13 protein-coding genes are annotated in these 12713 nt (G+C 66.7%); 5 read left to right on the forward strand and 8 right to left on the reverse strand.

Annotation, left to right across the window (positions count from 1 at the left end):
• Position 1: 1 nt before the first annotated feature.
• The 3 genes from rpsN to CKJ85_RS01845 all read left to right on the forward strand — a co-directional run bounded on the left by rpsN (position 2) and on the right by CKJ85_RS01845 (position 1447).
• Entirely contained in the window at positions 2-307 is a 306-nt protein-coding gene (gene rpsN / locus CKJ85_RS01835; RefSeq protein ID WP_095277048.1) for a 30S ribosomal protein S14, read from the forward strand.
• Positions 308-321: 14 nt separating this feature from the next.
• On the forward strand, positions 322-570 hold the full coding sequence (gene rpsR / locus CKJ85_RS01840; RefSeq protein WP_095277051.1) for a 30S ribosomal protein S18: 249 nt from the start codon (positions 322-324) through the stop codon (positions 568-570).
• Between the two features lie 199 nt (positions 571-769).
• Positions 770-1447, forward strand: coding sequence for a TetR/AcrR family transcriptional regulator (locus CKJ85_RS01845; RefSeq protein ID WP_095277054.1), 678 nt, complete (start codon positions 770-772; stop codon positions 1445-1447).
• A gap of 9 nt (positions 1448-1456) precedes the next feature.
• Here the strand turns inward: CKJ85_RS01845 and CKJ85_RS01850 are convergent, their stop codons facing one another.
• From CKJ85_RS01850 to CKJ85_RS01880, 7 genes are all read right to left on the reverse strand, one after another.
• Complete coding sequence (locus CKJ85_RS01850) at positions 1457-2332, reverse strand: hypothetical protein (RefSeq protein ID WP_233126907.1); 876 nt, start codon at positions 2330-2332, stop codon at positions 1457-1459.
• Positions 2326-2952 carry a hypothetical protein gene (locus CKJ85_RS01855; RefSeq protein ID WP_095553235.1) on the reverse strand — a complete coding sequence of 209 codons (627 nt, stop codon included), beginning with the start codon at positions 2950-2952 and terminating at the stop codon, positions 2326-2328. The genes CKJ85_RS01850 and CKJ85_RS01855 overlap by 7 nt, the downstream gene beginning before the upstream one ends.
• 135 nt (positions 2953-3087) lie before the next feature.
• A complete protein-coding gene (locus CKJ85_RS11740) occupies positions 3088-3582 on the reverse strand; it encodes a hypothetical protein (RefSeq protein WP_143340122.1) in 495 nt (164 codons plus the stop codon).
• Between the two features lie 53 nt (positions 3583-3635).
• The gene (locus CKJ85_RS01865; RefSeq protein ID WP_095545987.1) at positions 3636-4547 is read right to left on the reverse strand and encodes a hypothetical protein; all 912 of its coding nucleotides are present in this window, start codon (positions 4545-4547) and stop codon (positions 3636-3638) included.
• 88 nt (positions 4548-4635) lie between these two features.
• Positions 4636-6162: a bifunctional phosphoribosylaminoimidazolecarboxamide formyltransferase/IMP cyclohydrolase gene (gene purH, locus CKJ85_RS01870; protein ID WP_095545988.1), complete on the reverse strand. Its 1527-nt coding sequence runs from the start codon at positions 6160-6162 to the stop codon at positions 4636-4638.
• Positions 6146-6757: a phosphoribosylglycinamide formyltransferase gene (gene purN / locus CKJ85_RS01875; protein ID WP_095535756.1), complete on the reverse strand. Its 612-nt coding sequence runs from the start codon at positions 6755-6757 to the stop codon at positions 6146-6148. Before purN ends, purH begins: the two co-directional genes overlap by 17 nt.
• Positions 6750-8048: a DUF6350 family protein gene (locus CKJ85_RS01880; RefSeq protein ID WP_143340123.1), complete on the reverse strand. Its 1299-nt coding sequence runs from the start codon at positions 8046-8048 to the stop codon at positions 6750-6752. Before CKJ85_RS01880 ends, purN begins: the two co-directional genes overlap by 8 nt.
• 394 nt (positions 8049-8442) lie before the next feature.
• Here CKJ85_RS01880 and CKJ85_RS01890 point away from each other — a divergent pair, with 394 nt between their 5' ends.
• Together CKJ85_RS01890 and CKJ85_RS01895 are read left to right on the forward strand one after the other, a co-directional pair.
• The gene (locus CKJ85_RS01890; protein ID WP_095553236.1) at positions 8443-9180 is read left to right on the forward strand and encodes a M23 family metallopeptidase; all 738 of its coding nucleotides are present in this window, start codon (positions 8443-8445) and stop codon (positions 9178-9180) included.
• A gap of 465 nt (positions 9181-9645) precedes the next feature.
• Positions 9646-10338 (forward strand): M23 family metallopeptidase, encoded by a 693-nt coding sequence (locus CKJ85_RS01895; RefSeq protein ID WP_095277078.1) that lies wholly within the window; start codon positions 9646-9648, stop codon positions 10336-10338.
• On the opposite strand, the gene pcrA is transcribed toward CKJ85_RS01895, so the two are convergent.
• The gene (pcrA, locus tag CKJ85_RS01900) at positions 10335-12671 is read right to left on the reverse strand and encodes a DNA helicase PcrA (protein WP_095553237.1); all 2337 of its coding nucleotides are present in this window, start codon (positions 12669-12671) and stop codon (positions 10335-10337) included. The genes CKJ85_RS01895 and pcrA overlap by 4 nt on opposite strands.
• Positions 12672-12713 lie beyond the last annotated feature (42 nt).

Raw genomic sequence — 12713 nt, forward strand, 5'->3', positions numbered from 1 at the left:
AATGGCTAAGAAGTCGAAGATCGCCAAGAACGAGAAGCGCAAGGAGATCGTTGCTCGTTACGCAGAGCGACGCAACGAGCTCAAGGCAATCATCCGCAACCCGGAGACCTCGGACGAGGACCGCCTGGACGCGCAGTTTGAGCTGAACCGCCAGCCCCGCGACGCTTCCCCGTCGCGCGTGCGCAACCGCGACTCTCGCGATGGCCGCCCCCGCGGCTACCTGCGTAAGTTCGGTGTGTCCCGTGTCCGTATGCGCGAGATGGCTCACCGCGGTGAGCTGCCTGGCGTCCGTAAGTCTTCGTGGTAAGGAGGAATTGACCAATGAAGCGCAATAACCAACGCAAGGCGCGCATGGAGCAGTCCCGCCGCCCGAAGAAGAACCCGCTCAAGGCCAAGGGCATTGAGAAGGTCGACTACAAGGATATTGAGACCCTGCGTCTGTTTATCTCTGACCGTCACAAGATCCGTTCCCGCCGCGTCACCGGCTTGACCCCGCAGCAGCAGCGTCAGGTTGCTACCGCCGTCAAGAACGCGCGCGAGATGGCTCTTCTGCCGTTCACCACCCGCTAACCAGCGGTTGACGTCAACAGCGTAGAGTTTTCGACCCAAAGCCTGCCCCGCCCGGATGTGATTCCGGTGCGGGGCAGGCTTTTTCATGCGCTGCCGCTACCTTTCTAACGATTGAAAGGCCGCGGCGTGCAGTAGACTAGGAACGCACACGCGTCGCTGCCTTCCCTGCAGACCGGCGCCGTTTTGAGAGGAGTAGTGGATGAGCGGAAACGTGGGTCGCCCCCGCAAGAACAGCCCCCGTCGTCGCGGCAAGACAGCCCGCGACGAAATCCTCGACGCATCCTCGGAACTGTTCACCCGCCGCGGCTTCTCCACCACGTCTACGCACCAGATCGCCGAGGCCGTGGGCATCCGCCAGGCGTCGCTGTACTACCACTTCCCCTCCAAGAACGACATCTTCCTCACCCTGCTCAAGGGCACGATCCAACCGGCGTTAGACCTCGCCTCGGACTTGGCGGAGTCGGACGCGTCGCCAGCGCTGAAGCTGTGGGCGCTGTGCGCCGCCGAGACGCGCATCCTGCTGTCTTCCAATTGGAACATCGGTCGCCTCTACCAGCTGCCGACGCTGGAATCGGAGGAGTTCGAGGAGTACCACGAGGCGCGCGCGAAGCTCGAGGGCATCTACCGCGACCTTGCCGCGCAGATCGTCGGCGATGACGACCCCCGCATCGAGCTTCCGTTCCACATGACGCTCGCCGCGATTGAGATGCGCGACAACACCGGTGTGGCGCCCTACCCGCTTGTCGACGATGCCCTACCCGCCCCCTCAGTCATGATCGCCGATGCCGTGCTCGACGTGCTCCACGCCGAGCTCCCCTCCTGCCGCGGCGAGCGCACCCTGGAGCTGGTGGCGAAGGTGTCGGGAAACCCGGAGTAGCAGCGGGGCTTACGGCTGGCAGCGCGCCGCCGGCAGCAACTCGGTCCCCTCCCCCAACCGCTGCGCCATCGCGCTGAGCATCTGCTGCCCTGTGTCGTACGCGCCGTCCGCGGGAAACGCGGCGAGCGCGACGGGCGCGTAGCTCCCGTCCGTGCGCGGCACAAGCCCGAACTGTCGCACCTGATACATGCCTGCTGTGTCCGGGCCCCACCCGCCCTTGAACAGGGCCCCAAGCGTCCCCAGGCCGTAGGACTGGCCCGGGTCGACCTGCCCCATGAGCTGGAGCACCTGCCCGGCGCCAGCAATGCACGCGAGCGAGTCGGCGAGCTGCGCTTCATCGCTGACCGAGAGGGCGGTCTGGCCGAACGTGGAGAACTCCGGGCGAGTCTTCGCCGTATTTACGGGCACGGTAAGGCCGGACTCGCTGAGCACCGCATCCACCGCGTCGGCACCTGCGGTGGCGTAGAGCCGTTCCGCAGCGGCGTTGTCCGAGGCGGTGATGGCGGCGGCGACGTCGCCGGAGGCAGCGGGATCGGCGCGGAGCGCGGCGATCGCGATGGGCACCTTGATCGTCGACCACGCCGCGGTCGCCCCCTGCTCCCCTGAGGCCACTACTCCGTTCGGCCCGGAGACGGCGGCGCCGGCGGTTCCCCAGGCGGAGGCGGCCTGCACGGTGGCGTCGAGAAGCGACTGCGCGTCTGGGGTCGCTGCGCTGTGCTCAGTCGTGGACGGGGCAGGTGCGGGCGCGGGCGGAGGCGTGACGAACTCGGTGGACTTCACCACGACTGTCGGTGGTTCCTGCTGCGGCCCAGTCGGCACGGTACAGGACGACAAGACGCAGGCGGACGCGGCGAGCGCAACGCCGAGCCGGAGAGGGGCTACCAAATCCGGACCCTGGCGTTATTGCCGCCGGAGCAGTACACGGTGCTGCCGCCGCTGCACGACATGGTGTAGGTGTATCCCGTCCGCGGGCTGTACGCAGAGATCGTGACGTTCGTGCTGCCCGAACTGTTGTACGCGTCGACGAACTCGCTGTACACGTTCGCGGCAAACGGCCCGGTGGTCACCCCGGTATCGGCCGCGTAATGCGAGTACGTGTGACGCGAGGGCGCCGGTGCTGCCGGGGCGGGCTCCTCGGCCTGCTGCTGGGCGGGCGCCTCCTGCTGGAGCGTCTGGGTCTCCACATCCGTAATGGTCACCGGCTCACTCGAGCCGCTGAACGCCCCGGAACCAAACAGGTACGCAAGCACGCCCACTATCGCGGCGAGCAGGACCCCAATGATGGCGATGAGCCACGGGGTCCAGTTTCGGCGATTCTCCTCGTGGTACGGGTACTGCCCCTGGCCGTACGCCGGACCGTATTGCTGTGGTGGATATTGCTGCGGTGCGTATTGCTGCTGGGGCTGCTGCGGGTACTGGCCCGAGAACTGTACCGTCTCGGTGTCCGCGGCGGCCCACTGCTCCGTGCTGAGGTTCACGTCGCCTTGGCCGTACTTACTGCTCATTGTCGCGCCTTTCCCGAGGCGCGGGGGCGCGCCGAGGGTCATGTATGCAAATTGGGGGTTCTGGGAAATGATAAATCAACATCTGCCAAAATGTTGAAATTCACCGCGCATTTCCCTCACCGCAAGCTGGGTGCGCTACCGGCTCGTCGTCGGGCTGGTCTTGGTCGTCTTCGAGGCTTGTGACTTCTTCGTCTTGCTCGCCGTTGCAGTGCTTGTCGACGCCCCCATGCTCGCCTTCGACGACGCCACAGCCGAGGACTTCTTCGACGTCTTTGAGGCTTTCGGTGTCTTCGACGTCTTCGGCGCCGTCGTGCTCGTCGGCGCGGGAGCCGGCGCCACCCTCGTCGTCGTCACCTCCGTGACCTGCGTCGACGTCACGACCATGGTGCTGGTGACGCTCTCAGGTTGCTTCGCGCCCTGCGCGAGGCCACTCACCGAGGTGTAAAAGAGCGCCCCCATGATGAGCGCGGCCGCCCCGACCAAGCCGCCGACGAGCCAGGTACCGATCCTCCCGCGACGGTCGTCGTCCTGAGTCTCGTCCTGATATTCATCGACCTGCTGCGCGGGAAGGACCTGGGTAGGCGGGTCAACCTCCTGGTCACGCTCGTACTCGCGTTGTCGGTCGACCACGCACTACCGCCTTTCTTATTTCGGCCTGCAGAGTGTGCAGGTTTCACAAGAGGTTAGCAGCGCGCGGTGGGCAGGGTCCCGCGCATCCCGTCAAGGCCGCGTGCGAGTTCGCTGAGCATTTGGGTGCTCTCCGCGTAGCCGCCGTGGCTGAACGCGGTGATCGCCACGGCGACATCGCCGTTCGGGCCCGGGACCAGGCCGAACTGCCGGGCCACGTAGCCGTCCTCGTGCGTGTTCCAGCCGCCCTTGAAGCGGGCACCGCCAATCTGGCCAAGGCCCCAGCGCTGGTCCGGGGTGATCTGCCCCATGAGGTCCAGCACCGGCTCGTGGCCCGCGACGCAGCGCAGCCCGGAGGCAAACTGCGCCTGGCCGGAGGTGTTCCAGAGGGTATCCATCCCGTACGCCGCGGAGGTCGTCGTGGCGGAACCCGCCTGCTGGATCACCTTGACGGACTCGGCGCCAGGGACCTGGTTGTACATGCGGTAGGCGGCGTCGTTGTCGGAGACCGTGATGGCCAGGCGGGCGTCGTTGGCAAAGCCCGGGCTCTGGCGCAGGGCGGCGATGGCCAGCGGCACCTTCATGGTGGAAAACGCCGGGTAAGCGGCGTTGTCTCCGGCGGTGATCTGCGCGCCGTTGCCCGCGACCGAGACGGCGACGCGGCCGTTGTGGTGCCCCTCCACCGCGCGTACCAGCCCGTCAAGGGCCGCCTGGTGGTCAACGGCGGGCTGCGCGGCGGCGCCCGGCGCGTGGGACGGCTGCCCCGCCTGGCCGGGCTGCTTCGGCCGCAGCTGCGGCGGGACCTGTTGCTTGATGTTGTCGGGCAGGCCGTTGTAGGCCTGCACGTACGCATCGCCGATGACGGGGAGATCCTCCACCGCCGGCATCACCGGCAGGGAGATCCCCATGGCCATCAGCGCCGCGGTAATTTGCTTCGCCCACGGCTGCGAAGAAAGTTGCGAGGACACGAATCTGCGCTCCCTACGTCACGTTACTGCCGTTTATTTACGGCTGACCTTAAAAGTATACGTAGGATACCATTCTGTGCCCCGCAAATTAGTGAGCGAAGTGGCGAGTCCCCGTCAGGTACATCGTCACACCGGCCTCCTTGGCGGCGGCGATGACTTCCTCATCGCGGATGGAGCCACCCGGCTGCACCACAGCCTTCACGCCCGAGTCGGCGAGCAGCTGGAAACCGTCGGCGAAGGGGAAGAACGCGTCGGAGGCTGCCACGGCCCCGTTGGTGCGGTTCTTGCCCTCGTCCAGGGTGTTGGCGCGGTCGACGGCGAGCTTCGCCGAGTCGACGCGGTTGACCTGGCCCATGCCAATGCCTACCGACGCCCCCTGGGCCGCAATCAAGATCGCATTGGACTTCACGCAACGCACACTGCGCCAGGCAAACTCCAGGTCGGTCAGGGTCTGCTCGTCGGCGGCCTCGCCGGCGACCAGCTTCCAGTTCGAGGCGGCGTCCCCCTCAGCCTGGTAGGCGTCGCGGTCCTGCACCAGCCAGCCGCCGGAGATCTGCTTCCGCTCCTCGCCGGGCTGCTTCGGCTCGACCTGCAGGATGCGCAGGTTCTTCTTCTCCTGAAGCACCTCGATCGCCCCGTCCTCGTAGGACGGAGCCAGGATGACCTCGGTGAAGATCGGCTTGACCTGCTCCGCCATCTCGACGGTGACCTCGCGGTTCGCGGCGACGACGCCGCCGTACGCGGAGACCGGGTCGCAGGCGTGGGCCTTCGCGTGCGCGTCGGCAATAGAATCGTCCGACACCGCGACACCGCACGGGTTTGCGTGCTTAATGATGGCCACGCAGGGGCGCTCGTGGTCCCAGGCCGCGCGCCACGCGGCGTCGGCGTCCTGGTAGTTGTTGTAGCTCATCTCCTTACCACCGAACTGGGTGGCGTTGGCGATGCCCCAGCCCTCGTTGACCAGGCGGGCTGCCTGGTGCGGGTTCTCGCCGTAGCGCAGTGCGTCGCCCTCGGCAGCCCCCTCGGCGCCGAGCTGTTCGGCGAACCAGGAGGAAACGGCGGCGTCGTACTGCGCCGTGTGCGTGAACGCCTCGAGCGCGAGGCGCTTGCGGTCCTCCAACTCGAAGCCGTCGCCCTTCACAGCATCAATGACGTCCGCGTAGCGGGACGGGTTGGTCACGACGGCGACGGACGGGTGGTTCTTCGCGGCGGCGCGCACCATGGAGGGGCCGCCGATGTCGATCTGCTCCACGCAAGCGTCGAAATCCGCCCCGGAGGCGACGGTCTCCTCGAACGGGTACAGGTTCACCACGACGAGCTGGAACGGCTCGATGCCCAGCTCCTTGAGCTGCTCGGCGTGGGCGTCCTTGCGCAGGTCCGCCAGGATGCCGGAGTGCACGCGCGGGTGCAGGGTCTTGACGCGCCCCTCGAGCACCTCGGGGAACCCGGTGAGCTCGGCGACCTCGGTGACGTGCACGCCGGCGTCGGCAATGCGCTTGGCGGTCGAGCCGGTGGAGACGATCTCTACGCCGGCCTCGCCGAGCGCGCGGGCGAGATCCTCCACGCCAGTCTTGTCGTACACGCTGATCAGCGCGCGCTTAATCTGAATTCCCATTGAACAGTACCTTCCCGTCGGAGATGGTGGCGCCGCGCAGCAGACCCACAATCTGCTCGCGCTCCGCCTGCTTGATTCGTTCGTGCAGAGTGGACTTCGTGTCGCCCTCCTGGATGCGCACCGCGCGCTGAGCGATGATCTCGCCGGTATCCATCCCAGCATCCACGTAGTGGACGGTGCAGCCGGTCACCTTCACGCCGTACTCCAGCGCGTCCTCGACGGCGTGCGCGCCCGGAAACGCGGGGAGCAAGGAGGGGTGAGTGTTAATTGTGCGCCCTTCAAACTCATCCAGGAACGCGCTGCCCAAGATACGCATAAAGCCCGCGGAAACGACCACGTCAGGCTGTGCCTTGGCCACGGTCGCCGCGAGCTCTCTATCCCAGGCAGCGCGATCATCGCCGACTGGCACGACCGCGGTGCGCACACCGGCGTTCTTCGCACGCTCGATGCCGGGACATACTTGGTCCGCGACGACAAGATCGACGCGGTACGGGCTCTGGATGTCGTCCAAAATCGCCTTGAGCAGGCTGCCTGTGCCGGAAACCAGCACAGCAACGGACAATGATTGGCTACTCACGGGCCATAGCTTAGTCATCCTGCTTCGCACTGCGGAATACGGCAACCGCCCACACCAGCAGGCTCAGCACCGCGAGCCACCCGAGCAGGAGGACTCCCAGCTTCCACGCGGTGGGGCCGACGGTCCCGTAGGCGCCGGCCTCGCCGGAGGTGAGCACGCCGAGGACCAGACCGATCACGCCGCCCCAGACGCCCGTTGCGCCAGCCTGTGCCAGCGTCGGCCGGACTTTCCAGAGCGACGCCAGGATCACGCCGGCCGGGATCAGCATGCACACCGGCGCCCACGCAGGCACACTCTCCGGCACCGCGGCCAGCAGCGGCAGCGGCGGCAGCGCGACGTTGCCGGAGGCGAACAGCGAGGTGGACACCCCGGCGTAGTCGAAGGACCCGCCGAGCAGGACCGCCATCGACGTCACCGCAGCGTTGGGCAGGTAGAGCAGGCACAGCAGCGTCAGCCACAGCCCACCCGCGGCCCCGAGGTTGGGGTAGGCGGCGACCAGGTCGCCGACCCGCTGGTAGTGCAGCGCCAGCACGACCAAGGCAACGACGCCGCCGGCGAGTGCGAGGTTCCGGATGGCGTTGAGGGCGGTGAGCGCGGCGTCGATAAGCACTTCCGGCACCCCGCCTCGCTTGGCCAGCGCGCGCCACAGGACGGTCCGAAGGCCGAAGCAGAAGCCAATGAAGTGCAGCGCTGGCGGCAGGAACAGCGCCAACGCGGCGGGCGGGGCGCTGACCGGGTAGACCGCCGAGGCGTCCGACACCATGAACAGGGCGATGCCGGACAGCGTGAGCGGGATGAGGAGAGTGAGTACGAGCAGCACCCCCAGGTCGAGGATGCTCACCCGGTGGGCGGTCGCGGCGCGGACGCGAGCAGCCACGATGGCGATCGCGCCGAGCGCAGGCAGCAGCGGGACCGCACCGAGGGTCACGCCGTCGAACTCGAACGGGACGCCGTGGCCGACCAGCCACGTCTCGCCGATGGCCATCGGGAGGTACGAGAGTGGCCAACCACCGATCAGCAGCACCGCGAAGCACAGTGCGATCGCGCCGAGCCCGAGTACCGCGTTGGGGACCAGCACGAAGCCAAGGTAGTGGCGGATGCGCTCGCTCCACGTCTGCGGGACCGCATCCGCCTTGTCGGTGCGGCCTCGCAGCTGCTGCGTGCGACGAGTCCGGTTGCCTTGTCGCAGCCGTTTGCGCTTCTCGACGCCTCCACGCGGCCGGCGAGCCTGCCCGCGCCCGCCAGCATCACTGCGCTCACTCGGCTCACTCGTCGCACTTGCTTCACTGTATTCTCGCTGTTCACGCAAGGTAACGCGCGGGCGGCTCCGCTGCGGCCTCGAGGAGGGCCCTGTTTGGGGGCTTGAATTGGTGCTCATCGTCGTTAACTTTGCCACTGAATTGCCGCTGCCCGATGTCCAACACTCCCCCGCGTACCCACGCAGCGGCGGTAAAATACCCGGACGACTCCCAACAAAATGCAACGTCCTGGGCCCGCCCGGGCATGAGGCGCTACACGCTCGCGTGCGAGCGCATTTATGTAACGAATCAACAACCTGAAAACGATTAAGAAAATTTTAGAATCCAGCTTGCCATGCCGAGACCAATTCGTTACAGTGACCTCTCGTAGATAACAGGAAGGTTACGATCCGCTACCGGGAAGGTTGCGGAACGCAGACCAACGGAACGCTTCAAAGAGGGCACATGTACAACGCATCGAAGCAGGGCGGCAAGCACCGCAAGCAGACCCCGAACAAGGGTCGCGTCGCCATGGTCGCCGTCACCACCGGCGCAGTCTCCACCGCCGGCCTCTCCGGCGCCGCCGCCGCAACCCTGGCTGCAGACGGTCCGCAGACCTCCAACGTTGACATCGAGCTGGCTGCGGATACCAACCAGCTTGTTGATCACGCCGTCGCCACCGCCGACGCCCTCGCCTCCTCCCCGCAGGTGCTGGCCATCTCCGAGTACAAGCCGGTCACCAACCTGACCGACCAGCTGGACAAGGCCGTTGCACACTCCGACGAAGTAGCAAAGGCCGACGAGGCCGCCCGCGCACCGCAGACCGTCAAGCCAGCAGAGGGCGCATTCACCTCCCCGTTCAGCCCGCGTTGGGGCTCCTTCCACTACGGCGTGGACATCGCAAACTCCCCGGGCACCCCGATCCTCGCCGTCATGGACGGCACCGTGATCGACTCCGGCCCGGCCCAGGGCTACGGCAACTGGATCCGCCTGCGCCACGACGACGGCTCCGTCTCCGTCTACGGCCACATGCAGACGCTCAACGTGGCAGTCGGCGAGCGCGTCCACGCCGGCCAGAACATCGCCGGCATGGGCAGCATGGGCTTCTCCACCGGCTCGCACCTGCACTTTGAGATCCACCCGGACGGCACCACGCCCGTCGACCCGGCCGCTTGGCTGGCAGAGCGCGGCATCTCGCTCTAAGACCTTCCTTCCCCTCTTGACGCCCCGGTTTTCCCGGGGCGTTTTGCGTTGCTGCGGCGTTCGCTGGGATCACGGGCCCGGCTCGGTGTGCCGTTGGGGTGCGCTTTGGCCTGTTTGACGAGAACGCGATGACGAAGACGCGGAATTTCGTCGCACCCTCGTCATCCAGTCTTCGTCATGCAGGACGGGCCGTTTGGGGCGCGCCTTTTCCACCCCAGGCCAGGTCGGGCGTGGAGCATCCGCCCAGCTTCCAACCAAACCGACCCCCCATCCCCGGACTCCCCCTCAACTCGCGTCACTTTTGCAACAATTTTCACTCCAGTAACACCCGTGTTGACCTGCGCGGATGGCGAAAAATAACACAACCTTTCGACAAAAATGCACGTCAGAGCGTTGCTCACGGGGTGCCGGCGCGCTAAGTTTTAACGCGGTATACGCTCCCCTCAATGTAAAGGTTTGTCGCACATGCAACGTCGCCTGCTTGCCGCAGTCGCTGCCACGGCGCTTTCGCTCACCCTGCTGCCCGCCCCGGCATTCGCCGGCCCGGCCATCCAGATCAACGGCGCCCCGGTAGAAAACCAACAGGATGCGGTCAAGCACCTGGCCAAGGCCGCGGACACCATTTTGGAGTCCGGCGCCACCCTCACCGTCGGTGACTACAGCATTGTCTACGACCCACGCGCGCTCGGCCAAGAGATCAGCAGCCAGTTCACCCCCGACAACGGCGCAGGCGGAGTCACCATGCAGCGCGGCCGCACCGCGGACGGCCGCACCGTGGTCACGCCGGCCACCGGTACGTTCACCTCCGGCTTCGGCATGCGCTGGGGCACCATGCACCGCGGCATCGACATTGCCAACAGCCTGGGCAGCCCGATCTACGCCGTGATGGACGGCACCGTGATCAACGCCGGACCTGCGCAGGGCTTTGGCAACTGGGTCGTCATCCAGCACGACGGCGGCGAGGTGTCCGTGTACGGCCACATGTCGCAGTACAACGTGTCCGTTGGCCAGCGCGTCAAGGCTGGCGAGCAGATCGCTCAGATCGGCTCTGAGGGCCAGTCCACCGGCCCCCACCTCCACTTTGAGATCAAGCCCGACGGCGTGAACCAGGTCGACCCCGTCCCCTGGTTCGCCCAGCAGGGCATCCGGATCTCCTAAATCTTCTCCATCGGCAGCCCGCCGATGAGCATGAGCCGGACGGTGCCGGAGGAGCCGAAGTCCACCGTCACGGTCTCACGCACTCCCGCGCCGTCCACGGACTGGACGGTGCCGAGCCCGTACTTGGCGTGGTTGACCCGGTCGCCCGGCGCCAGGTTGAGGTTCTTGTGCACCTTCACCCCGCTGGAACCGGCCCCGCGACCCGAGCGCCGGCCCGAACCCGAGCGCCGGCCACCGCCGAGGGGCGCGGGCGAGCCCCAGGCGCCGGACGCGCCGGTTCCGCTCGGCTCAGTCCTGCGCCAGTCGATGAGGTCCTCCGGGACTTCCGCGAGGAAGCGGCTGGCGGGATTGGTCACCGGGTTCCCCCACGAGGAGCGCAGCATCGCGCGCGTGAGGTACAGCCGCTGCTTGGCGCGGGTGATGCCCACGTACGCCAGGCGGCGCTCCTCGGCCAGTTCGTCCGGGTCCCCCAGCGCGCGCAGGTGCGGGAACTGCCCGTCCTCCCAGCCGGTGACAAAGACGGTGGGAAACTCCAGGCCCTTCGCGGTGTGCAGTGTCATCATGGTGACCACGCCCTGCTCGTTGTCCGGCAGCTGGTCCGCGTCCGCCACAAGAGAAACCTTTTCCAGGAACGCCTGCAGCGATCCCGGCGCGGGCTCGCCCTCCACCATCACGGCGTCGAGCTCCTCGTCCGACATGTACGCGACCTGGTTGGCCGCCTCGGAGGAGAACTCGCGCGCGACGGAGACGAGCTCGTTGAGGTTGTCCAGGCGAGTCGCGTCCTGGGGGTCGTTCGACGCCTCCAGCTCCGCCTTGTACCCGGTCGCGTCCAAGATGCGGGAGACGAGCTGGCCCAGGTCCGGCATGCCCGTGACCTCGTTGCGCAGCTCCGGCATCTCCTTGCGCAGTCCGTCCATAAGCTCTACGAACCCGCTGATCGCGTTCTTGGCGCGAGCTTTGATCATGTCGACGTTCCCCGACGCGGCGTCGATAAGCGCCTGCCCGAAGCTCACCCCCTGGTTCTCCGCGTGGAGTGCCACCATGGCCTGGGCCTTGTCGCCGATCGCGCGCTTGGGCACGTTGACGATGCGGCGCAGGCTGACCGTGTCATCGGGGTTGTCCAGAACTTTCATGTAGGCGACGATGTCGCGGATCTCGCGGCGCTCGTAGAAGCGCGTGCCGCCGACCACCTTGTACGGGATGCCGGAGCGGATGAAGATGTCCTCGAGCGCGCGCGAGGCGTTGTTGGTGCGGTACATGACCGCCATGTCGGAGTACGGGACGCCGGAGTCTGACAGCTGGTCGATCTCCGAGGCGATAAAGCGGGCCTCGTCGTGCTCGTTGTCCGCGACGTAGCCGACGATCTTCTCGCCCGCGCCGTGGTCGGTCCACAGCTTCTTCGGCCGGCGCCCCTCGTTCTGCGCGATCACCGAGTTGGCCGCGTTCAAAATGTTCTGGGTGGAGCGGTAGTTCTGCTCCAACAGGATGGTGCGCGCGTTGGGGTAGTCGCGCTCGAACTCCTCGATGTTGCGGATCGTGGCACCGCGGAACGCGTAGATCGACTGGTCCGAGTCGCCCACCACCGCGAGCTCCGGGGCGTCCGCACCCGTGCCGACGAGCGTGTGGATGAGCTCGTACTGCGCGTGGTTCGTGTCCTGGTACTCGTCCACCAGCACGTGGCGGAAGCGGCGGCGGTAGTACTCCGTGACCTGCGGGTGCTCCTTGAGAATGCGCACGACCTCCCCCACCAGGTCGTCAAAGTCCAGGGCGTTGGACTGGCGCAGGCGGCGCTGGTACTCCGCAAAGACCTTGGCCACGGTGGTCTCGGACGGGTTGTGGGTGCGCTCCGCGTCCGCTAACGCGGTGTCCGGGTCCACGAGCTCGTTCTTGAGATTGGAGATGCCGTTGGCCAGGGTGCGCGCGGAGAACTTCTTCAGGTCCAGGTTGAAGTCCTTGGCAATCATGGACAGCAAGCGGCGGGAATCATCCGAGTCGTAGATGGTGAAGTTGGTGTTCAGCCCCGGCACGAGCTGCGCCTGCTGGCGCAGGATGCGCACGCAGACCGAGTGGAACGTGGCCACCCACATGCGCTCCGACTCCGGGCCGACCAACTGGGCGACGCGCTCCTTCATTTCCGCGGCCGCCTTATTAGTAAAGGTGATGGCGAGCACCTGCCACGGCGCGACCCCGCGCTGCTGCAACAGGTAAGCAATGCGGCGGGTCAGCACGGCGGTCTTGCCGGAGCCTGCGCCGGCGACGATGAGCAGCGGCGAGCCCTCGTGCTGCACAGCCGCCTGCTGTTGCGGATTGAGTCCCAGGGTCAGATCAGTCATGCGGTTCAGAGTACCCACCGCCCCAACATCGCCCCGAGCCCG

Source organism: Corynebacterium sp. NML 150383 (genome assembly GCF_002285085.1).
Taxonomy (GTDB): Bacteria; Actinomycetota; Actinomycetes; order Mycobacteriales; family Mycobacteriaceae; genus Corynebacterium; species Corynebacterium gottingense.